Raw genomic sequence first — 22,572 nt, forward strand, 5'->3', positions numbered from 1 at the left:
AATCAAGCCTTGTACCTGCAAGGCTTTTTTTGTGTCTATTTTTGGCTGCACGTTGATCTGGGCACAAAGCAAATGGTGGTTGCATACAACGATAGTATATGAAAGAAAATGGGGGACGAAATGATGACGTTGCCACCATCAAAAGGTAGTCGAATTCTAGGAAGCATTGCGAACGTGATTCAAGATGCTTTTAATCACCACGTTGTACCAATTGCAAGACAGTTACTTGAGAATCAATTGCACGTAATCGAATATGACAATGGGTACACGATTGAAGGTCGGTTCCCGAACATGACAAAAGATGACATTACAATTGAGTATGAAGCACCGTATTTAATGATCTCTGCAGCAAAGCATAACGGCCACTATTACGAGCGAAGTTCTCGGACGTTTTATTTACCAAATGCGGATGATACTCAAATGAATGGCTCTTTAGAACAAGGTTTATTTTATTTAACGATCCCAAAACAAGCCGCAGTTACGAATCGTTTGCATGAAGATGAGTGATCTTAAGCACTCGTCTTTACTTTTTATAAATTTCACATACCATAATAGTGAAACGTTCCGTCAATACATAATGAGGTAAACATTGCTTCATAATAAAACGGTAAAAGGGTGAGGTGTGGATTGTGCAAAAAGTGATTTTCGTGACAGATGGAGACGCCATTGCGTGTAAGGCAATCATACGAGCAACAAAAACGTTATCGATCGGTCACGTTATTTTATCAGGAGGCAATCCGACGTGCTGCTCGTATGAAGATCTCTTAAAAAAAGTAAAAGCGAGTGAGTATCTGATTACAGTCGTTTTATTTGATGATGCTGGACAAGTCGAAATCGGCAAAGGTGAAACGTTAATGAAGCAGTTAGCTGAAGAAGAGGAAATGGAAATTATCGGTGCACTCGCTGTTTCATCAGCGGACCGTTCTGCTGATTGGACGAGTTGATGTGTCCATTGATCGCAACGGACAACTCGTCAGTCAAGGAGTTGATAAAGAGGGCATTCCAGATCTAGAAGATCACAAAGTTCATGGTGACACTGTATATGTGCTCGACCAACTAGATATAAAAACGGTTGTAGGAATTGGAGATCTCGGAAAGATGGCTGGAAGGGATGACCCCCATAAAGGTGCGAAAGTAACAACAAAAGCACTGAAGTTGATTATAGAACGGAGTGCAAAGTAGCATGAAAGAGCAAACGAAGCGAGAACATACGCCACTATCTTCTCATATCCATAAAAACGAAAAGATTTTTAAAGAACGTCTCGGTATGGATGATAGTTTTGATGTTGGTGTACGTAAGTTAAACATACTAGAAAAAGAAGTACAAATTTATTATTGCAACGGGTTAACAAATATTGAAAATGTAATTGAAGTATTAAAAGAATTAATGCATTTGGATCATTTAGACCCAGAAGCGGACACCGTTCAAGAAACAATTGAGAACCATTTAACCCATCTACAAGTCGAATACACAGAAACGATCGAAGACTGTATTTTTTATATGTTAAGTGGTCTCGTTTTTATATTGCTTGAAGATGAAAAGAAAGCCTTCGTTGTCGATGTGCGTAATTATCCAGGTCGTTCACCACAAGAACCTGACACAGAACGGGTCGTTCGTGGTGCAAGGGACGGGTATACGGAGAACATTATTGAAAATACCGGACTAACGAGACGTCACATACGTGATGAAAATTTACGTAATGAAATTATGCAAATTGGTTCAAGATCGAAGACGGATATTTGTATCTCGTATATTCATGGCGTCGCAGATCCAGACCTCGTTTCAATAATAAAAAAAGAGCTCGAACAAATTGATATTGACGGTATTTCAATGGCTGATAAGACGATTGAAGAATATCTTGTCAATCAAGGATGGAACCCGTTCCCGCTCGTTCGATATACAGAACGACCAGACGTTGCTTCAACTCATTTGTTGGAAGGTCACGTCGCCATAATTGTTGATACTTCACCGTCAGTTATCATGTTACCCGTAACGTTTTTTCACCATGTTCAACACGCAGAAGAGTTTCGCCAATCAGCAGCAGTCGGGACGTTTTTACGGTGGGTACGGTTTATCGGGATCATTTCATCCATTCTTATCGTTCCTTTATGGTCATTGCTCGTTTTACAACCAGATATGATTCCAGATGCGCTCAGTTATCTCGGTCCTGAAGAAGAATCAAACGTCCCACTCATGGCGCAAGTGCTCGTCGCTGAGTTTGGAATTGAGTTGTTACGAATGGCCGCCATTCATACACCTTCACCACTTGCGACGGCTCTCGGTTTAGTGGCAGCATTATTAATTGGTGACGTTGCGATTAGTGTTGGTTTGTTGACTCCTGAAGTTATCTTATATATGTCTCTTGGGGCGGTCGGAATTTTTGCGGTTCCTAGTGCTGAGATGGGAACAGCTTTAAAGATGCTTCGAATTGTGCTCATCATCGCAACGGGGTTGTTTTTGAGTTATGGACTCGTCATTGCGTTAACTGTCGTGTTGATTCTCATGGCAGGAATGAAACCACTTCATAAACCGTATTTATGGCCATTTCTTCCGTTTGATCCGAAAGGAATGTGGCAAATTGCTATTCGCACAACGGTGCCAAGCATGAGACTTCGACCTCGAATTGTTAATCCGAAAGATCCGGTTAAACAAGGAGACAATTAAAAACAGAGATGGTACAATAATTGGCATGAATAGTGAGAGGTGAGGGCATGTCAAACGATGTACATCAAAGAAGCATCACGATTGGTGGCGTGAGCGCCGAAGAACTAGTAAATACGTATGGTACGCCACTATATGCCTACGATACCACGGTGATTCGCAATAAAGCTCATGCCTTTATCGATGCATTTAAAGAAGAAGAAATTAATTTTCAAGTTGCTTATGCGAGCAAAGCCTTTAGTACGGTAGCAATGGTTCAACTCGCTGAACAGTTAGGTTTAAGTTTAGATGTCGTTTCTGGTGGAGAATTGTACACAGCCAAAAAAGCTGGTTTTCCAATGGAGAAGGTTCATTTTCACGGCAACAACAAAAGTTTAAAAGAAATTAAGGAAGCGATTGAGCTTGGAATCGGCTGTTTTGTTGTTGATAATTTTCATGAATTATCATTGCTCTCTAGTGAGAGTAAGAGACAAAGAAAAGTTGCGCCAGTCTTACTAAGAGTCACACCAGGTGTTGAAGCACATACGCATGCGTATATTTCTACTGGACAAGAAGATTCTAAGTTTGGCTTTGACCTTCAAGCTGGACAAGCAAAGCGCGCAGCCGTTGAAGTGTTAGAAGACGATTCTTTACACTTGCTCGGTCTTCATTGTCATATCGGATCACAAATCTTTGAGACCGATGGATTTATTGAAGCGATTGATGTTTTGTACAGTCATTTACAAAACTGGAAACAAACGTTGTCATATGAAGCTGAAGTCGTTAACACTGGTGGTGGATTTGGAATTCGTTATACAGAAGACGATCAACCACTCGATCCCTCCGTATTCGTAAAAACAATCGTCAAAGCTGTGAAGGATGCTTCAGAACGTTTAGGTATGGCAATACCAGAAATTTGGATTGAACCAGGCCGGTCAATTGTTGGAGAAGCAGGAAGTACAATTTATACGATTGGTTCAGAGAAAGTTATTGAGAATGTTCGCCACTATATTAGTGTGGACGGTGGAATGAGCGACAATATTCGCCCAGCTTTGTATGATGCAAAATATGACGCGGCGCTTGCCCATCAGGCAATGCCTGATAACGAGCAAGTGACGTATGCGATTGCTGGAAAAGCTTGTGAAAGTGGTGATATGCTCATTGATGCAATCACGCTTCCAAAAGCAAAATCGGGAGACTTGTTAATTGTTTATTCGACAGGAGCTTATGGATATTCAATGGCAAGCAACTATAATCGTCTCGCTAAGCCTGCGGTTGTGTTTGTAGAAGGTGGCAAGCATCAGCTGGTCGTTAAGCGAGAAACGTATGAAGACCTTGTTAAGAATGACCTTTCGCTACAATCCTTAGACTAAGTTTGCTGCAGGATAATTCTCCCCTTTTCGAACGAGAACTTGCTGATTGGGTCTCGCATATGTATAATGATACAAGATACGATGCTAAAGTGAGGAAATGTGGCTTTAAAGCATGGCTCGTCCATGTTTTTGTTTTTTCATGTCACAAGAACGAGTTGTATCTCTTTTTATGTAAGAGGGGAGAGTCAGGCAAATGTTAGTGAAATATAAATCATCGTTTAAAAAAATCGCGATGGGTCTTTTATCTTTCATGCCGGACCTTAAAGATATAAAAACGTTGACAGAGACGATTAATCGATATGAAAATGAAGATAACTGGAAGTTGTTTTTATGGAAAAAGGACGACGACTTTGTAGGAGTTGTTGGTTATATTGAGCGTGAAGATGGTACCATTTTGCTTGAGCACGTTTGTGTGAATCCGTCTTATCGTTCTGAAGGCGTTGGCGTTCAAATGGTATGCACATTAGAAGACCGCCTCGATAAAAGTCTTATAGGCAATGAAAAGACCGAACCGTTCCTAAACAGTTGTCAATCGCATCGCGCGAACATGGAAATGTAGTCGTTTAAGCTCTTAGCGAATGATCGCTAAGAGCTTTTCTCGCTTGCATTATTTTTAACGTGGAGGAGTCATTTTGGAACGTTATCAAGTAAAGTTGGAAAGCTTTGAAGGACCGCTTGACTTGTTGTTGCACCTCGTACAACAAGCCGAGGTTGATCTTTATGACATACCAGTTGCAGAGATTACTGCACAATACATGACGTACATACATGCGATGCAGCAACTTGAGTTGGACGTTGCGAGCGAATACCTCGTGATGGCATCGTCACTACTGGCAATTAAAAGTAAAATGTTACTGCCTACACCTGAGTTGGTAAATGATGACGAAGAATGGGAAGAGTGGGAAGAAGAAGATCCGCGTGAAGAATTGGCGATGCAGCTCGATTTGTATCGAAAATATAAAGAAGCAGCAACTTCTCTACAAGAGCGAAGCGATCATCGTGCGAAACGCTATAGCAAATCTCCGACCGATCTTGAACAATATAAAGATTATACTGAAGTTCAAGAAGTGGATGAAGACGTCGATGCGACTGTAACGGATTTAATCCAAGCTTTCCAAAAGATGAAACAGCGTGTGCGAATGCGTTCGCCAAAGCATACGACCGTTGAGCAAGAAAGGCATTCAATTGAAGAACGAATGACTGTTATTACAGATGTGTTAGCAGACCAAAACGCACCCGTTTCGTTTCAACAAGCGTTTGCCATCGGAGAGATGGACAGACAAGTGACGACGTTTATTGCGCTCTTGCAACTCGTGAAAGATGGCGATGTTTCATGTGAGCAAGAGGAGAATTTTGAAGATATTTGGATTCAGGCTAAAGGAATGAGTGTACATGCATGAGGAGTTAACCGGTATTATCGAAACGCTTCTTTATGTAAGTGGTGATGAAGGCATAGACGTCGCCCGACTTGCAACAGTATTAGAACTTGAAGAAGATAAAGTGAGCCGTGAGTTAGAGCGTTTGAAAGAGGAATATGAAGAAAAAGGGTATACATTGCAATTGATGAAGTTTGGGAGTGTCTATACGTTAACGACGAGACCGAAGTATGCTTCTTACATCGAACGATACGCGAAGCCGCCTGAACGCTCAACATTGTCACAAGCGGCTCTAGAGTCACTTGCAATTGTCGCTTATCGCCAACCTGTGACTCGGAGTGATGTGGAAGAAATCCGCGGCGTAAACGCAGATCGAGCCTTAAGCACGCTCGTCAGTAAAGGATTAGTTGAAGAGTCTGGCAGGGCAAAAGGAGTGGGGCGTGCCATTCTTTACGTAACGACCGAACGTTTTCTTGACGTTTTTGAACTTGAATCATTGCAACATTTACCGAAGATCGAAGATGATCAAGACCAAGAAGTAGAACAAATGGACTTGTTCTTAAGCAACTATAAAGACCTTCAAAGCGAGGAATAAAACGAGTGAGCCCTAGTTCATTGAACTAGGGCTTTTTTGTTGCAATGCTTTACTGTTCACGCAAGAGTCGGGCTTAATATATAGCGATCGTGGAACAAGGCAGTAATTTAATGTAACCTGACGCGCCATTAATAGACAATTCTTCCAGCCGATCATGACTGGTTTTTTGTTTTAGGAAAGTATTGACACGTATGAGCCTTGTTCTTCGGCGGACAATAAAATTAATTAAGAAAGTAGGTGAATACGTTCGTGAAACACTTTCGATCTTTATTTATCGTTAGTTTACTACTTATTGGCTTGTTGCAAGGGTGTACAGAGGAAAGTCGTGAGCTTTTGATGAATGATTTATCCACGCATCACACAGATGAATTACATGCTGTGCAATTGGAACATTCGCCATATGCAAATGATCAACCAAAAGATCACCAAGCGCTTGCTCAAAAAGCGAAAAGCATTACAAAAACGTTGGAACACGTCACAGATGTATACGCGGTTTCTTTAGGTAACCACGTTTTTATAGCGCCACAAGTTGAACATCACATTCGATTTGAATTAAAAGAGTTCGGTGAACGTGCTGAAAAGAAGTTAGACGCACGGCTACCTAGTACGACACAACTCCATTTCTCTACCGACCAAAAAGCGTTTCAAGAACTAAAGAAGTTAGAAAAAGATGTAGATGAGAAGAAAATTGGCGGCTCTGAAACACATGAACGCTTGTTAGAAATTCAAGAGTATATGAAACCATTATAGGAGGAAACGTATGAGTCAACAAAATGACGATCAAATGGAGAAGGAAGCCTATCAAAAAGTAGCCAGTCGAATTGAACCGAAACGGCCCATGTTCATGAACTGTATAAAAGCGTTCCTTGTAGGAGGGTTCATTTGCGTAATTGGCCAGTGCATTAGCACGTTTTACATGCACTTTTTTCATTTCAATGAAGCTACAGTAGGAGCACCAACGGTTGCGACGTTAATATTTATTTCAGTACTACTCACAGGATTTGGTGTTTATGATAAATTTTCTCAATTTGCAGGTGCTGGTACAGCTGTGCCTGTTACAGGTTTTGCAAATTCAATGGCTTCAACCGCCATTGAGTACAAAACGGAAGGTTATGTGCTTGGGGTTGGTGGTAACATGTTTAAGCTTGCAGGCTCGGTAATCGTATTCGGTACGGTTGCAGCCTTTATTATCGGGATTATTTATACGGTCGCTACAGGTCAATGGGGGGCGATGTAATGTACATTAGCAAACAGAGCTTTCGTTACGAAAGTGAGCCATGCATCGTCTCGTCCGGGGTTGTTGTCGGTCCGACCGAAGCAAAAGGACCGCTCAAGGATCATTTCGATAAAATGTATGATGATTTGTGGATCAATGAAGATTCCTTTGAAAAAGCTCAAAAAAAGTTAATGGAAGAAGCGTGCAAAGAAACGTTAACGAAAGCAAACATTTCCTCAGAAGAGGTTGCCTTTCTATTTGGTGGCGATCTGATTAATCAAATTACCGGTACGAGTTTTGCTTCGCGAACGTTAGGCATTCCGTTCTTCGGTCTGTTTGGGGCGTGCTCTACTTCAATGGAAGCCTTATCACTTGCTGCAATGGTCGTTGAACAAGGGGCGCCATACGTTTTGGCTGGAACGGCTAGCCATTATGCAGCTATTGAAAAGCAGTTCCGCTATCCAATTGAGTATGGATCCCAAAGACCACCAACCGCCCAACGAACGGTCACAGCTGGTGGGGCAGCACTCGTAGCACCGACTGGATCTAACATTCATGTGACGAAATCGACGATCGGTAAAGTGATTGATAACGGTATTAAAGATCCATTTAATATGGGAGCAGCGATGGCGCCTGCAGCAGTGGATACGATTCTGACGCATTTTAACGATTTTCACACGTCTGAAGAAGACTACGACTTAATTTTGACCGGTGATTTAGGACAAGTTGGACGCTCGATCGCACTTGAATGGTTTCGACAAAAAGGTGTGACCTTACCAGAAGGAAAGTTCCAAGATTGTGGGCTAATGATTTATGATGATGAACCTGAAGCAATGGCAGGAGCGAGTGGGACCGGTTGTTCAGCAGCAGTCGTTTTTAGTAAAATCCTACAAAGAAATGCAACAAGGAAAGTATAAAAAAATACTTGTTTGTGCAACAGGAGCACTTCTTTCACCGTTAACGTATCAACAAAAAGAGTCGATTCCATGCATTGCTCATGCTGTTGTGATTGAACGGAAAGGGGCGTAAACGATGATTTTCCTATGGGCATTTATTGTTGGTGGCCTTATTTGTGTAGTCGGTCAGCTCATGATGGACGGTTTGAAGTTAACACCTGCACATACGATGGCAACGCTCGTTGTAGTCGGAGCAGTTCTCGATGGACTTGGACTTTATGAACGATTGATCGATTTTGCGGGAGCGGGAGCGACCGTACCGATCACAAGCTTTGGTAATCAACTTGTGCACGGAGCACTTGCAGAAGCAGACCGTACAGGGTTAATTGGTGTGATTACTGGGATCTTTCAAATTACGAGTGCGGGTATTTCAGCTGCGATCATCTTCTCATTCTTAGCAGCACTCGTATTTAAGCCGAAAGGTTAATGCTCAAACGTATGTAGCGTTAGCTCACCGTTTTGTTTCGTGACCGTTAAGCGACCATAATGGTCCAAATCGGCATAGAAGATATCTTTTAATGAGCGGATGTTCTGTTTTTTTAGCATCGTAATCAGTTGGAGTTCATCTATATGAAATTTTTTCGTCGTACTCTGATCAAGCTCACCGTCGACGATTAAAGGATAGGACAACCGTTCTGGTTGTCCATTTTCATTTTTTAAGATGCTTAAACGTCCGTTTGCTTCAATGATGGCATAATGAATAGAATCGTGATGAAATACGTCTTTCTCCCGTAACATTCCGATAATATTGTCTAGCGTGTAATGGATGTGTCGGATGTTCTTTGGAATGAATTTGCCGTGCTCCATGACAATGGTCGGGGCAAATGTGACCCGCTTACCGAATTGTTTATAATGTAACGTTAAATAAGTCCATAACCGTTGGAAAAATGCAATTGCAACGATTGCATAAGCTGTATGTATATGTGGAACCGTTGGATCTGCAATATCGGCACCGGTAACTGAAGCTAGCGTAATCATGATTAAGTAGTCAAATACAGGCAATTCACCAACGGACCGCTTTCCCATAAACAACGTACAGACGAGCAGTAATGGGATGATGGTCACAATTCTTCCTGAGACGACTGCGAAATCAGCAAGTAAGTTTTCCATTTATTAATGTACCTTTCTTTTTTTATACAGTTTGCCTCTGATTGCTCGTTTCATTCTGTAATCATACTTTGTCCAACGATCACATAGATTGAGGTAACGTGTGGTGGCAGGAGGGAAAAGGGATGAAAAGGCGAGGGATTGGATGTTTAGTATTGGCACTTTTATTTATCATACATCCATGGACGGGACAGGCTGAAACACCAGCAAGCGAAGCTCCATTCTCTGTTTCAGGAGAAGCGGCAGTATTGATTGAGGTTGATAGTGGGCGAGTGATGTATGAGAAAAACGCGGATACAAGTTTGAGGATTGCGAGTATAACGAAAATTATGACGTCGCTCATTGCAATTGAACAAGGCGATCTGGATGATAAAGTCACCATTTCAAGTAACGCGGAAGGAACCGAAGGGTCTTCTTTGTATTTACGTGCAGGTGAAAAAGTAACGCTTGAGGACCTGATTTACGGTTTAATGCTTCGTTCTGGTAATGACAGTGCTGTAGCGATTGCTGAACACGTTGGTGGCAGCATTGATGGATTTGTTTATTTGATGAATGAAAAAGTTCATGAACTTGGGTTAGAAAAAACGGTGTTTGCAAATCCACACGGACTTGATGACCATGAAGAGCATTACTCAAGTGCGAAAGACATGGCAGTGATTATGCAAGAAGCAATGAAATACGAGAAGTTTCGTGACATTTCAGGAACAAAGATCCATAAAGCACCGAATGAAAACGAGTCGTGGGATCGAGTGTGGAAAAACAAAAACCGACTGCTTACAGAGCGATACGAGTACAGTACAGGAGGAAAGACAGGCTTTACGAAAAGAGCTAAGCGTACACTCGTCTCTTCTGCGGAGAAAGACGGCATGGAATTAATTGCAGTCACGCTCAATGCACCGTCTGATTGGGACGACCATGTTCGTATGTTTGAATATGGGTTTAGTGACTACGAAATGACGACCCTCATTAACGAAGGTGAACTTACAAGAAGCGAAGTACAAGAAGATTTATCAGGGTTGTACGTAAAAGAAAGTGTGCGTTACCCGCTGAAAGAAGATGAGGAAAAGCGAGTCGTTCCGAAAGTGGTATTAACAGAAGAAGACGATGAGCGTGCAGGTAGTTTGCAATTTATGTTAGATAATCAGACGTTAACGTCATTGCCTGTATTCAAAATGGAGGAAGAAGTTGACGACAAGCCGTCATTTTGGTCTCGCATAAAGCAACAATTTGAGCAATGGATGAGGTGAAACGATGATTAATTGGATATGGATGACCATGCTAATCATCGGATTAATATTTGCAGTGATTAACAATCGGATGGATGAAGTCAATGCTGCGATTTTTGAAGGGGCTGAACAAGCTGTAACGTTAAGTTTTGGCTTAATTAGCGTATTGGTTTTCTGGCTTGGCATGATGAAGATCGCCCAAGAAGGTGGCCTATTAAAGGCGTTGTCGAAGTTTCTCGCGCCTGTGATTGGCAAGCTGTTCCCAGAAGTGCCAAAAGATCATCCGGCAATGGGGTATATTCTATCAAATATGACCGCTAATTTCTTTGGTCTTGGAAATGCAGCAACACCGATGGGGATCAAAGCGATGGAACAGTTAAAAGTGCTAAACGGAGGGAAAGACGAAGCGAGTCGCTCAATGATTACGTTTTTAGCGATTAATACAGCGAGCATTACGCTAATACCAACGACAGTTATAGCAATTCGAATGACATATGATTCTCAAAACCCTGGAGAAATTATCGGCACGACAATTGCTGCGACGATTGTTGGTGCTACGAGTGCAATACTCATTGATCGTTATTTCCATTGGCGTCGAACGAGACGAAAAAAGGTGAGATAAATGGTTATTCTATCGACAGTCTCCATGTATTTAATCCCGGTATTGTTGTTCGTTATTTTAGCGACTGCGATTTATAAAAAAGTTCCGGCTTATGAAACCTTTGTTGATGGGGCTAAAGACGGCTTTCAGCTTGCCATTGGCATCATTCCTCCACTCGTTGCGATGCTCGTTGCGATTTCAATTTTCAGAGCATCTGGTGCGCTAGATTTTATTTTAGCAGGCATCGCTCCTCTGCTTGCTATGGTTGGTGTTCCACCAGATATCGTACCTCTCGCCATCATGAGACCGTTATCTGGGACAGGTGCACTCGGCATTATGAGTGACCTAATTGCCGTTCACGGTCCGGATTCATTAATCGGTCGAATGGCTTCCACGATGCAAGGGAGTACAGACACAACGCTTTATGTAATTACAGTTTATTTCGGAGCGGTCGGCATCAAGAAAATTGGGGATGCGTTAAAGGTAGGTTTATTAGCCGATGTTTGTGGGTTACTTGCGGCAATCTTTTTCGTAGTTCTTGTGTTTGGTTCGATGTAAAAAAGGTCATGCTGATAAAAAAGCATGGTCTTTTTGTTTTGTAAGAAAATTAGCGATGTTCAAAAGGCGTGTCTCCTCCTTGAACAATCAAAGTGTTAAGCGTATGATAAAATGCGAGGTGAAGACATGGAACGTTTGCAAAAAGTAATTGCCCAAGCAGGGATTACGTCAAGAAGAAAAGCTGAATCATTAATTCTCGCCGGTCGTGTGAAAGTGAATGGCGAGGTTGTCAAAACGCTCGGCACGAAAGTCGGTGAGCGCGCAACAATTGAAGTAGATGATGTACCAATTACGAAGGAAGCGCCGGTTTATTATGTGCTTTATAAACCTAGAAAGGTCATCTCTGCTGTAAAGGATGACAAAGATCGTAAAGTCGTTACCGACTTTATTGAAGAAGAAGAAGCACGCATTTATCCTGTTGGTCGTTTGGACTACGATACGTCTGGTTTAATTATTTTAACGAACGACGGTGAGTTTTCTAATTTAATGATGCACCCGAAAAGTAAAATTAAGAAAACGTATATCGCTAAAATTAAAGGGAAGCCTTCAAGAGAAACGTTAAAGCAATTAGCCAAAGGTGTTCAGTTAGAAGATGGAAAAACATTGCCAGCGAAAGTTTCCTTTAAATCTGGTAATAAACAAAACGATACGTCCATTATTGAGCTTGTCATTACAGAAGGTAGAAACCATCAAGTACGGAGAATGCTTGAGGCAGTTGGTCATCCAGTCCTTAAGTTAAAGCGAGAACAATATGGATTATTGACACTAGAAACGATGCAACCAGGTGATTATCGTCCGTTAAAACCAATTGAGGTGTCACGACTTCGTGAATTAGCTGTCACATAACCGTCATAGAAACGTGGAGTATCTTAGACGTATAGTCGGTATAATTGTTGTTAAATAAGAGCCTCACGAGTTAGGACGAGGTGATTGTATTGAAAGAGAAAGAAATTATTTGTGAATGTGGGCACTTGAACCCATACGGTACTGAAGTTTGTGGCTCATGCGGGAAGCCTCTCGTCAAAAACGATTCAAATGAGTTATTGAACATGCGCTATGAGGGTGCAGCGCGACGTTCACAAACGTATAATAAGTCGATCATAGATAAAGTATGGAATTTCTTTTCATCTGTAAAGGTAGGAATTACCATCATTGTCGTGATATTAATCGCATCGGCACTCGGAACAATCTTTCCTCAAGAATTATTTATTCCGCCTGGACAAGATGCTGCGACTTATTATGCTGAAGAACACGGCTGGGCTGGAGAACTGTACTATACACTCGGTTTTCATAATTTATACGGATCATGGTGGTACATGTTACTCATTACAGCACTTGGGATTTCAATTCTGATTGCAAGTATTGACCGTTTCTTCCCGCTTTACAAAGCATTAAAAAACCAACGAGTTACGCGTCACGAGAAATTCATGTCCCGTCAACGTATTTTCGGACGTTCAAATGTATCCGACCAAGATGAGACGATGAACAAAGCCGTGTCACTTCTGAGAAAGAAACGCTACAAGATTTTCGAAGAGAATGGAAACGTGCTTGCTGAAAAAGCGAGATGGGCAAGATGGGGTCCTTACGTTAACCATATTGGTCTCATTATTTTTTTAGTAGGTGCTATGTTACGGTTTTTCCCTGGTATGTATGTGGATGCAAACATGTGGTTCGTGAAGGAGAAACTGTGCCAGTTCCTGGTACAAGCCAAGACTATTACTTAGAAAACTTACAATTCGACGTTGAACTTTATGACGAAGATGACGAGCGCTTCCAAGGGGCAATGCAAGCCGCTCCTGGCGCAGAACACATTGAGACATTCCGAACACACTCTATTCTATACAAGCCAACAGATGAGTCTACGGTCGGTGCAGGTCGAGAATTAGAAGCCATTTCAGAACAAGACATTGAAGTGAACAGACCGCTCTATTTCGATAACTATTCTGTTTATCAGCTCGATTACAAATTAAATGAGTTAAGTGCGATGAGTTTTGATGTGGAAGATCGTGAAACAGGCGAGTCTGCTGGATCATTTACGGTTGATTTAAACAACCCTGAGGACTACTATACGCTTGATAACGGTGAAGAAGTCTACATCTACGATTATTTTGCTAACTTCATCATTAACGATGCGGGTGAACCGACAACAGAGAATAACGTTCCAGATAACCCGGCATTTATCTTCGAGATGACAAATGAAGATGGAGAAGAAGAACTGACATTTATTCGGATCCAAAGAAACTTTGAGATTAGAGACGACGAAGATGATCCACATCAGTATGCCTTTACATTTGCAGGTATTGATACGAATCACGTCACCGGCTTAAAGGTCCGTAAAGATTTGACGCTACCATTCCTCATTGCTGGTGGTTCAATATTCTTGTTAGGACTCTTACAAGGTTCGTATTGGCCACACCGTCGAATTTGGTTACAACGTGAAAATGATGGAGGGATCCTCATTGCAGCCCACACGAACAAAAACTGGGAATCCATCAAAAAAGAAATTCGTAGTGTAACTGAACAAACAGAGCTTAGTGAGCCCGTTGATCAGACGGATGAAGAGTATGAAAAGGAATATAAGGAAAAGGATAATCTTTAAGAGCGTACCGCTCGTTTAACACGAGCGGTTAGGAGGTACACGTATGAATTCTCTTGCAGAGTTGAGTAGTAATCTACTCTACATCGCCTTCTTCTTCTATTTCGCAGCGACAGTCTTTTACATTTTATCTGTAACAGGTCGTCAGTTCCGAAATAAAGAAGGAGATGTAAAGAAAAACCGTTGGGGTACTTGGGGGTACATTGCAACTGTCATTGGTGTTGTATTTGCTTTTGGGTATTTCTTTACGCGGTGGGCAGCAGGCGGACACCCGCCAGTCAGTAACATGTTTGAATACACCGCATTTTTAGCGATTTGTTTTAGTCTCGCATTTGTTGTTATCAATGGGATTTATAAATCAAACGTACTCGGTTTGTTTACGATTCCAGTCATTATGCTTATTATTGCATACGCATCCGTTTTCTCAACAGAAATTGCACCACTCGTACCGTCATTGCAATCAAACTGGTTAGCAATTCACGTTATTACAGTGGCATTGGCACAAGGGATTTTAGCCGTTAGTTTTGGAGCTGGACTCGTTTATTTAGTTCGAACTCTCGATTTGTCCGGTAAGAAAATGACAAAACGAACGTTTGGTATTGAGTTTATTATGTATACGTTGTTAACAGGTCTTGCCTTTGTTATCCTTACAAACGTTTTTGAAGCTACAAATTATGAAGCGCAATTTACGTATGTAAATGAGCAAGGCGAAGACGCTGAGAAGACGTACAACTTGCCAGCGATTATCGGTCCAAATGAAGGGGTTCTTCAAACAGAAGATCGTTTTTCTCCAATCTTTTACGCACCAGATTGGATCATTAGTGAAGATTTAAATACGGTCGTTTGGTCATTTGGTAGTGGTTTCCTACTTTATTGGGTGATTCGTTTAATTGGACGTAATCGCAGAATTGCTGCGATGTTACAACCACTCTTAAAAGGCGTAAAGCCACAAACAGTTGATGAATTAAGTTACCGAGCAATTGCGATTGGTTTCCCATTGTTTGCCCTTGGTGGACTTGCCTTTGCCATGATTTACGCTCAAATTGCGTGGACGAGATTCTGGGGTTGGGATCCTAAAGAAGTATGGGCGCTAATTACGTTCTTCTTCTATGCAGCATATTTACACTTAAGACTATCTAGAAACTGGATTGGTGAGCGATCTGCTTGGCTTGCGGTAATCGGATTTGCTATCATTATGTTTAACCTCATTTTTGTTAACTTAGTGATTGCTGGATTACACTCCTATGCATAAGCAGCAATTCACTTATTAGAAAGTATGAAAGAGGCGCTCTGTAAAAGATCGCCTCTTTCGTTCTAATTGTTATCGTATGTAACCATAATTGTTGTGGAGGGTTTGTGTGTATGGATACTGAATTTGAACGCGAACATGAAGTGAAAATTCTCGTCGTTGATGATGAAGAACGCATTCGTCGACTTCTTCGCATGTATTTGGAACGAGAGAAATATACGGTTGTCGAAGCAGAGAACGGTGAAGAGGCACTTCAATTAGCAACTGAAGACGATTATGACTTAATTTTGCTAGATTTAATGATGCCAGGCATGGACGGTATACAGGTGTTACAAGAATTACGTACGGTTAAAGCGACGCCTGTTGCTATTCTGACTGCAAAAGGTGAAGAAGCAAATCGCGTCCAAGGATTTGAAGAAGGTACAGATGACTATATCGTTAAGCCATTTAGTCCAAGAGAAGTTATTCTACGTGTAAAAGCGCTACTTCGCAGGACGTCATCTACGCGTTATTTGCAAACGGACACACAAGCGAAGAACATTCTCGTTTTTGATGCCATTTCAATTGACCATGATGCGCATCGTGTGACGGTAAAAGGGGAAGAGGTCGCACTAACGCCAAAAGAATATGAGTTGCTCTATTACTTGGCTAGTTCTCCAGATAAAGTATTTTCCAGAGAGAAGTTACTAAAGGACGTATGGAAGTACGAGTTTTTTGGTGACTTACGTACTGTAGACACCCACGTAAAACGCCTTCGTGAGAAATTAAATAGCATTTCAACAGACGCAGGTGACATGATTACGACGGTTTGGGGAATTGGCTATAAGTTCGAAAATGTGAAGCAAAAACAATGATTTGGCGGAGCATTGTAGGGAAGCTTTGGATCACGATTTTGATGCTCGTTACAGCAGTATTGGGCATTTTAGCAATACTGCTCTTTCAGTTTTTTGAAAACTTCCATCTATCACAAGTTGAAGATGAGCTGAGTAATCATGCGTCTTTTATCGTTGCAACCATTGAACAAGGGGAAGGACAGCCACAGTCCTTCCGCTCCGTACGTCAATTAGAACATGCGCATGGAATGAAAGTCGTTATTTTCCGTGAAAACATTCCATATTGGACGACAGATCCCGCTGTAGAAGAGAGTAATTACATACCACCGTTGTTTTTTGCCAACCATCAAACGTTTGAAGCGGTCTTTGAAGGCGAGCGACAAGTCATTAGCCCAATCGCGTATGAGCAGCCTGGTGATGAACAACCTTCAGAATATATTGTTGTTGGTGCACCTGCATACACACAAAACGATCAATTTGCAATATTCCTATACAATTCATTAGATTTAATGGATGAAACGACTGCTGAGACGAAACGAATTATTTTGCTTGCTGCAGGCATCGGTTTAATTTTAACAACGTTTTTTGCCTTTTTCCTTTCTAGCCGAGTCACGGCACCTCTTCGAAAGATGCGACAAGTAACACTTGAAGTTGCAAAAGGGAAGTTCGATACGTCTGTTCCGATGCTAACACACGATGAAATTGGGCAGTTAGCCATCGCGTTTAATCGAATGAGAAGACAATTGAACAATAATATAAATGCGTTAAATTATGAAAAGGCACAGCTAACGAGAATTCTTAGTTCAATGGCAGACGGCGTGATTACATTGAATCGTCGGGGAGATATGGTCGTTACAAATCCTCCAGCAGAACGCTTTTTAGAAGCGTATGCTTATGAGAATGACGAGAATCAAGGGTTGCCTGAACGTTTGCAATTGCTATTCCAAAAAGTCGTCACTCATGAAGAAGAAGAATGGGTTGAATTATCGGTACAAGGAAGAACGTATGCGTCCTTAATGACCCCGTTGTACGATGAAGACCACGTTCGAGGAGTTGTGCTCGTTATACGTGATATGACCGAAGAACGTCAACACGACAAACTGCGAAAAGACTTTATCGCAAATGTTTCACATGAACTAAGAACTCCAATAGCGATGTTGCAAGGCTACAGCGAAGCATTGCTTGATCATGTCGCTGAAACCGAAGAAGAAAAAGAAGAGATGACGAGAATTATCTATGATGAGTCCCTTCGAATGGGCAGGCTAGTGAATGAGTTGTTGGATCTCGCTCGGATGGAGTCAGGCAATATCACCCTCATCAAACAAGATTTTGAAGTCGTACAGTTAGCGAAAAAGGTGCATCAGAAATTCCAGCAAATGGCGAAAGATGCAGACTTAGATTTGCACTTTAACTCTAGTGAAGAAGAAGCGATCATTTATGCGGACCCAGATCGAATTGAGCAAGTGTTAACGAATCTGTACTCGAACGCTGTACGTCACACAGAATCTGGTGGAAGTATTACGTGTAGCATGTCTTCAACAAATGAAACCGTAAAGATCCACATTATGGATACGGGAACTGGAATCCCAGAAAGCGATTTGCCGTTCGTATTTGAGCGGTTCTACAAAGCTGATAAAGCCAGAACGCGTGGTAATGCAGGAACGGGTCTTGGACTTGCGATCGTTAAGAACATCATTGAAAGTCACGGAGGAGAAATTGTCGTTCAGAGTAAAGAAGGTATGGGGACGACATTTACGATCACACTTCATAAAGCTCTAGAGCGAAAAGACTAGAAAAAGCAACTTAGTACAGTGCTCATTAATGTTGAGCACTGTACGATTTTAATGAGAGGTAACAATTAGGAGGTGGATGAGAGTGAAGATTTATACAAGAGGTGGAGACCAAGGGAAAACGAGTGTGATCGGTGGAAGGCGTTTTAAACATGATTTACGAATCCATGCATACGGTGCTCTAGACGAAGTAAATAGTTTTATCGGGCAAGCTAGAGTCATTTGTGAACGGTCTGAGCTTAACGTCTTAAAGCCGCAATTGTTAACGATTCAGCATGAACTATTTGATTGCGGAAGTGATCTTGCTACGGTGAAAGAAGATGCTGTTTTAAAAGTGCAACCAGCGATGATTGAGCAATTAGAGGCGTGGATTGATGCGTACACAGAAAAATCACCACAACTTGAACGGTTTATATTACCTGGGGGTTCAGAACTAGCCGCTTCGTTACACGTATGTCGCACTGAAACGAGACGGGCAGAACGTGCAATAGTAGAACTTAAGCAAGAAGAGCCGATTCATGACTCGGTTTTGCAGTATGTAAATCGATTGTCTGATTACTTTTTTTGCCGCTGCGCGTTTTGTGAATCATTCTCTGAATGTGTCAGATGTTGAGTATGAGCGTAGCGCAATTGTTTTTAAGGAATAACTGAAGATATACGTCATATACTGATTGTTGGTAATCATATATGGTTAGGAGTTAAAAGCATGTTGGATTATGTAAAACGATTCGGGATGGTATTGTTGTTTGCAGGAGTTTTACTCGTCATTATGAATGTTCTAGTCGTTACAACCTTTACAGTCTAACAAAGGAGCGAGCTTATGGAAGCCAGAGATACTCCTGTTTCAACGATAAAGTGGTTAAATGAGCAAACGAAGGCTCGAGAACAAGTGTGGCTTCTGGCGTTGTTTCGTTTTATGTTAAAGTACATTGAAAAACAAGGATCGGTCGAGCTAGATGAGGATGGACTGATTCGTCGTGAAGCTTGGCTTGATATTGAACAGATGCTTCACTACCAATTGCTACATGACAAAAAGACTGTAGAAGTACACCTTTATCGATTGTTTCAACACGTTTCACTTCTAGAAGGCTGGATTCACTTGAGTAATAATGAGCTCAAAATTACAGACAAAGGAACACTGTTTCTTACGAAAAGAGAACCCGAGCAACTGACGAAAATTCTTCACTACTTTTTTCCAAGGTCATAACAAAGCCCCTTTTTAAGACAATGACGTCTAAAAGGGGCTTTTGTATTGTTTAAAGTTCTATAACGTCAGCTGCGAGTATTGCTGGAACAGATGTTAATTGTTCAATCGCTTCCTGTGGGATTTCTTTATCGACTGAAAGCATCATGATTGCATCGCCGCCTTCTTCTTTACGACCGACTTGCATCGTTGCGATGTTCACGCCATGCTTCCCTAAAGCCTGCCCCATTTCACCAATTACACCAGGTTGGTCTGTGTGTCGAATATAAATTAAGTGACCCGATGGGAAGAGGTCGACATTAAACTCATTAATACGAATAATCCTCGGTCCAAAAGCATCAATGTACGTCCCGCGAACGAGAAATTCACCAGCCGTTCCTTTGATGTTCGCTTGTATGATGTTCGCATATCCGTAGCTTTCTGAGCTGTGAGCTTCACTGTAGGAAATGCCTCGCTCTTTGGCGATGATTCCTGCGTTTACTTCGTTAACACCTGCGTCAACTCGTGGCGAGAGAAAACCTGACATAAAACTTCTCGTCAGTACCGAAGTCTCTTCAGTTGCAATGTCGCCGCCAAATGAGACGTCAATATGTTGAACTGGGGTTTTAACACATTGCGATGCGAAATAACCCATTACTTTTGTTAAATCATAATACGGTTTAATTTGCTCATAAAGTTCTTCAGATATTGCAGGCAAGTTAATGGAATGTGTTGCAGGTGCCCCGTTTAATACTTGAGCAATTTCATAAGAAACTTGCGATGCAACACTTTCTTGTGCTTCATGCGTGGAAGCAGCAATATGAGGAGTTGCAATGACTTGTTTTAGGCTGATTAAGTCAAAATTATCAGTCGGTTCGTTCACGAATACGTCAAGTGCAGCACCGCCTACATGACCATCTTCAATTGCTTTTTGAAGGGCGGATTCATCAATGATCCCACCGCGGGCAATGTTTAGGATTAACACACCACGTTTTGTTTTCTTTAATGTTTCTTCATTTAGCAATCCTTTTGTTTCTTTCGTTAATGGCGTGTGTACAGTGATGACATCTGCTTGATTGAGCAGGTCCTCAAGGTCTACGAGTGTAACGCCGGCTTTTTTCGCGCGCTCTGGAGTGAGAAATGGATCATAGACGACGACTGACATTTGAAAAGCAGCAGCTCTTTTAGAAAGTTCTGAACCAATGCGGCCGAATCCGATAATGCCGAGTGTCTTTCCCCTTAGTTCCATCCCTTGAAACGCTTTTCGGTTCCACTCTTTTGCTTTGACAGACGCATACGCTTGTGGGATGTTACGAGAAAGTGCCATCATCATGGCGAATGTGTGTTCAGCAGTTGAAATTGTGTTTCCATCAGGAGCATTAATGACAATCACACCATGTTTCGTAGCTGCATCTAAATCAATATTATCGACACCAACTCCTGCTCTAGCGACGATTTTAAGATTAGGCATGCGTAACAATAACGCCTCATCAACTTGAGTTGCACTTCGTACAACAAGAGCAACAAAATCCTCTAACGAGTCTAATTCTGAAGGTTTCTTCTGGACGACTTCAATTCGTGGATCATCAAGCAATGGACGCAATCCTTCGGTACTCATTGAATCAGCGACAAGCACATATGATACAGTAACACTCACCAAACCCAGCTCCCTTTTTCTATGTATGTAGTTCTGTAACGCATGAAAGTGAACCTGTCAAAAAAATGCTCTATAGAGAAGAGCGACAGTTACGAGGAAGATGTCGTTTCAAATCGTAATGGATCACGATAAAACGGTTCGTTCGCATATTTAATTGAAGAAGATGGACATTCTTCGTATGCATCGAGAAAATCATCCTCTTTCTCTTCTGGCACAGCATTCATTCCAGTATTATCATCTGGAATATATTCTGACAAGCCTTCTTCATCATAATCAAAAAGGTCAGGAGCAGCTAAGCTACAAGCGCCACAAGCAATGCAAGTATCTTTATCGACGATTGTAAAAATAGCCATTCGTGAAACCCTCCAGATCATGTAAGTTACGTTTCATTGTATGCCTTTCAAGTGATTTTATCAACCGTTTCACGAACGTGTCACGATGTTCTCACAAAGTTCTTCGCAAATGAATTGTAAAAAAAGAGTGCTTGCGGTACTGTACTTGTATATAGTTCGGAATTGTACGGAAAGGGGAAGGAATATGGGGACAAAGTATCGTAGTAAAGAAATGAGTCAACGACAAGACAAGGATGAGTCCGCTGCTACTTTAGCGTCCACCCCTTCTAGGTTCAAACATACGGAAGAAAAAGGCGGGAACAACCAGCAGATGAGCAAGAGTCCGTTGCTACGACAAAAGAGAGTAAGAAAAGAAAACGTCAAACGAAAAGTCCAATATTGATTCAAGTGTTAACGATTGTGTTCGTGGCGCTTGTCATCTTTATCTTGTCTACCGCAATTTGAAAACTTGTATATCTGCAGTCACGCCTCATATAGTGTATTGAGGTGAATGAAATGATTAACAACGGAATGATCTCGCCAACACTAGCAAAATTGTTACGAGAACTAATTAAACGAAAAAAAGCAGAAAAGAAAGAAGAGCGCACGGTCATAACGCTTGGATGGTGTGCAGCGGCATGCTGGTTAATTGCTTTGTCGTACATCATCTTCGGTTTTGGAAGTGAACATACATCGATTGTAAATCGAACAACAGAGTCTGAACTCGGTCCACTGTTGATCGTCATGGGATTAGGTGCAACAGCCATGCTCACCGTTTATAGAAAGCGATACGATGAAGCAGAAAAAGACTACAAATCCCTTAGAAATCAAGTGATTGATCGCTATGACGAGTTCTGGGGTGACGAAGAGTTAAAAGGCATGCGTTATGACGTGTATGATTGGCTAGAAAAGGAACATGGTGTGAATTTATTCTACCGGTAATGACTTCTTTGTCGCTTTTGAATGTCCGATAACGGCGTAGTGTGATTTCAAGAAAGCAGTTTTAGAAACAGTTACACATTTATTCGAAATGTTTTGAATTTTTCCGAAGGCAACAACCCTTTGTTGAGTGAGACAAAAAACCTGAACAGGCATTCCAATTCGCTGGTTAAAATGCAAGTCTTCATCGAAGATCAACAGATGATCTTTCAGTGTTGTTCTACACATGGCAACGCCTCCTTTGCATCTTATTGATATGATAACTGAAAATTCATGAAATGAGAAGTAGATAATCGCCTAAATAATTGGTATAAAAAAGCAGACGAAGAATAGCTCGTCTGCTT

23 protein-coding genes and 4 pseudogenes are annotated in these 22,572 nt (G+C 41.6%); 23 read left to right on the forward strand and 4 right to left on the reverse strand.

Annotation, left to right across the window (positions count from 1 at the left end):
- Positions 1-120 precede the first annotated feature (120 nt).
- The 11 genes and pseudogenes from JCM19038_RS01405 (at position 121) to spoVAE (ending at position 8,584) form a co-directional block, all read left to right on the forward strand.
- Complete coding sequence (locus JCM19038_RS01405; RefSeq protein ID WP_238554239.1) at positions 121-507, forward strand: Hsp20 family protein; 387 nt, start codon at positions 121-123, stop codon at positions 505-507.
- 140 nt (positions 508-647) lie between these two features.
- A pseudogene (locus JCM19038_RS23230) lies at positions 648-1,182 on the forward strand (stage V sporulation protein AE).
- 1 nt (position 1,183) lies between these two features.
- Positions 1,184-2,665, forward strand: a complete 1,482-nt coding sequence (locus JCM19038_RS01415; protein ID WP_042413726.1) for a spore germination protein — start codon at positions 1,184-1,186, stop codon at positions 2,663-2,665.
- Between the two features lie 47 nt (positions 2,666-2,712).
- Positions 2,713-4,014: a diaminopimelate decarboxylase gene (lysA, locus tag JCM19038_RS01420; protein ID WP_042413728.1), complete on the forward strand. Its 1,302-nt coding sequence runs from the start codon at positions 2,713-2,715 to the stop codon at positions 4,012-4,014.
- Between the two features lie 193 nt (positions 4,015-4,207).
- Positions 4,208-4,573 (forward strand): GNAT family N-acetyltransferase, encoded by a 366-nt coding sequence (locus tag JCM19038_RS01425; protein ID WP_042413731.1) that lies wholly within the window; start codon positions 4,208-4,210, stop codon positions 4,571-4,573.
- Between the two features lie 73 nt (positions 4,574-4,646).
- Positions 4,647-5,414, forward strand: coding sequence for a segregation/condensation protein A (locus JCM19038_RS01430; protein ID WP_052360921.1), 768 nt, complete (start codon positions 4,647-4,649; stop codon positions 5,412-5,414).
- A complete protein-coding gene (gene scpB, locus JCM19038_RS01435; RefSeq protein ID WP_042413736.1) occupies positions 5,407-5,985 on the forward strand; it encodes an SMC-Scp complex subunit ScpB in 579 nt (192 codons plus the stop codon). Before JCM19038_RS01430 ends, scpB begins: the two co-directional genes overlap by 8 nt.
- A 249-nt stretch (positions 5,986-6,234) precedes the next feature.
- Entirely contained in the window at positions 6,235-6,735 is a 501-nt protein-coding gene (locus JCM19038_RS01440) for a YhcN/YlaJ family sporulation lipoprotein (RefSeq protein ID WP_042413738.1), read from the forward strand.
- Positions 6,736-6,745: 10 nt separating this feature from the next.
- On the forward strand, positions 6,746-7,222 hold the full coding sequence (gene spoVAC / locus JCM19038_RS01445) for a stage V sporulation protein AC (RefSeq protein WP_042413740.1): 477 nt from the start codon (positions 6,746-6,748) through the stop codon (positions 7,220-7,222).
- Positions 7,222-8,230 (forward strand): annotated as a pseudogene (gene spoVAD, locus JCM19038_RS01450) (stage V sporulation protein AD). Before spoVAC ends, spoVAD begins: the two are co-directional and overlap by 1 nt.
- A 3-nt stretch (positions 8,231-8,233) precedes the next feature.
- A complete protein-coding gene (spoVAE, locus tag JCM19038_RS01455; RefSeq protein WP_042359139.1) occupies positions 8,234-8,584 on the forward strand; it encodes a stage V sporulation protein AE in 351 nt (116 codons plus the stop codon).
- Here the strand turns inward: spoVAE and JCM19038_RS01460 are convergent.
- Positions 8,581-9,267 carry a DUF421 domain-containing protein gene (locus JCM19038_RS01460; RefSeq protein ID WP_042413743.1) on the reverse strand — a complete coding sequence of 229 codons (687 nt, stop codon included), beginning with the start codon at positions 9,265-9,267 and terminating at the stop codon, positions 8,581-8,583. The two genes, spoVAE and JCM19038_RS01460, sit on opposite strands and share 4 nt — an antisense overlap.
- Positions 9,268-9,389: 122 nt before the next feature.
- On the opposite strand from JCM19038_RS01460, the gene JCM19038_RS01465 reads away from it, so the two are divergent.
- From JCM19038_RS01465 to JCM19038_RS01510, 10 genes and pseudogenes are all read left to right on the forward strand, one after another.
- Entirely contained in the window at positions 9,390-10,511 is a 1,122-nt protein-coding gene (locus JCM19038_RS01465) for a D-alanyl-D-alanine carboxypeptidase family protein (protein ID WP_042413746.1), read from the forward strand.
- Positions 10,512-10,515: 4 nt separating this feature from the next.
- A complete protein-coding gene (locus JCM19038_RS01470; protein WP_042413748.1) occupies positions 10,516-11,112 on the forward strand; it encodes a nucleoside recognition domain-containing protein in 597 nt (198 codons plus the stop codon).
- Complete coding sequence (locus JCM19038_RS01475; protein ID WP_042413752.1) at positions 11,113-11,649, forward strand: spore maturation protein; 537 nt, start codon at positions 11,113-11,115, stop codon at positions 11,647-11,649.
- Positions 11,650-11,775: 126 nt separating this feature from the next.
- Positions 11,776-12,495, forward strand: a complete 720-nt coding sequence (locus JCM19038_RS01480) for a pseudouridine synthase (RefSeq protein ID WP_042413756.1) — start codon at positions 11,776-11,778, stop codon at positions 12,493-12,495.
- Between the two features lie 80 nt (positions 12,496-12,575).
- Positions 12,576-14,248 (forward strand): annotated as a pseudogene (locus JCM19038_RS01485) (cytochrome c biogenesis protein ResB).
- A gap of 43 nt (positions 14,249-14,291) precedes the next feature.
- Complete coding sequence (ccsB, locus tag JCM19038_RS01490) at positions 14,292-15,497, forward strand: c-type cytochrome biogenesis protein CcsB (RefSeq protein ID WP_042413758.1); 1,206 nt, start codon at positions 14,292-14,294, stop codon at positions 15,495-15,497.
- A gap of 110 nt (positions 15,498-15,607) precedes the next feature.
- Positions 15,608-16,348 carry a response regulator gene (locus JCM19038_RS01495; protein WP_042413761.1) on the forward strand — a complete coding sequence of 247 codons (741 nt, stop codon included), beginning with the start codon at positions 15,608-15,610 and terminating at the stop codon, positions 16,346-16,348.
- A complete protein-coding gene (locus JCM19038_RS01500; RefSeq protein WP_042413762.1) occupies positions 16,345-18,120 on the forward strand; it encodes an ATP-binding protein in 1,776 nt (591 codons plus the stop codon). Before JCM19038_RS01495 ends, JCM19038_RS01500 begins: the two co-directional genes overlap by 4 nt.
- A gap of 82 nt (positions 18,121-18,202) precedes the next feature.
- A pseudogene (locus JCM19038_RS01505) lies at positions 18,203-18,764 on the forward strand (cob(I)yrinic acid a,c-diamide adenosyltransferase).
- A 173-nt stretch (positions 18,765-18,937) separates the two neighbouring features.
- Complete coding sequence (locus JCM19038_RS01510) at positions 18,938-19,324, forward strand: hypothetical protein (RefSeq protein WP_042413765.1); 387 nt, start codon at positions 18,938-18,940, stop codon at positions 19,322-19,324.
- Positions 19,325-19,373: 49 nt separating this feature from the next.
- Here JCM19038_RS01510 and serA read toward each other — a convergent pair whose 3' ends face one another.
- Both serA and JCM19038_RS01520 read right to left on the reverse strand, forming a co-directional pair.
- A complete protein-coding gene (gene serA, locus JCM19038_RS01515) occupies positions 19,374-20,957 on the reverse strand; it encodes a phosphoglycerate dehydrogenase (RefSeq protein ID WP_255343321.1) in 1,584 nt (527 codons plus the stop codon).
- 89 nt (positions 20,958-21,046) lie between these two features.
- The gene (locus JCM19038_RS01520; RefSeq protein WP_042413768.1) at positions 21,047-21,310 is read right to left on the reverse strand and encodes a ferredoxin; all 264 of its coding nucleotides are present in this window, start codon (positions 21,308-21,310) and stop codon (positions 21,047-21,049) included.
- Between the two features lie 184 nt (positions 21,311-21,494).
- Here JCM19038_RS01520 and JCM19038_RS01525 point away from each other — a divergent pair, with 184 nt between their 5' ends.
- Positions 21,495-21,692, forward strand: coding sequence for a hypothetical protein (locus JCM19038_RS01525; RefSeq protein WP_042413771.1), 198 nt, complete (start codon positions 21,495-21,497; stop codon positions 21,690-21,692).
- A gap of 113 nt (positions 21,693-21,805) precedes the next feature.
- Positions 21,806-22,231 carry a DUF2663 family protein gene (locus JCM19038_RS01530; protein ID WP_042413774.1) on the forward strand — a complete coding sequence of 142 codons (426 nt, stop codon included), beginning with the start codon at positions 21,806-21,808 and terminating at the stop codon, positions 22,229-22,231.
- Here JCM19038_RS01530 and JCM19038_RS01535 read toward each other — a convergent pair.
- Positions 22,217-22,456 carry a hypothetical protein gene (locus JCM19038_RS01535; RefSeq protein ID WP_042413776.1) on the reverse strand — a complete coding sequence of 80 codons (240 nt, stop codon included), beginning with the start codon at positions 22,454-22,456 and terminating at the stop codon, positions 22,217-22,219. The two genes, JCM19038_RS01530 and JCM19038_RS01535, sit on opposite strands and share 15 nt — an antisense overlap.
- Between the last annotated feature and the right edge of the window lie 116 nt (positions 22,457-22,572).

Origin of the sequence: Geomicrobium sp. JCM 19038, assembly GCF_000698125.1 — a bacterium.
Taxonomy (GTDB): Bacteria; Bacillota; Bacilli; order Bacillales; family Marinococcaceae; genus Geomicrobium_A.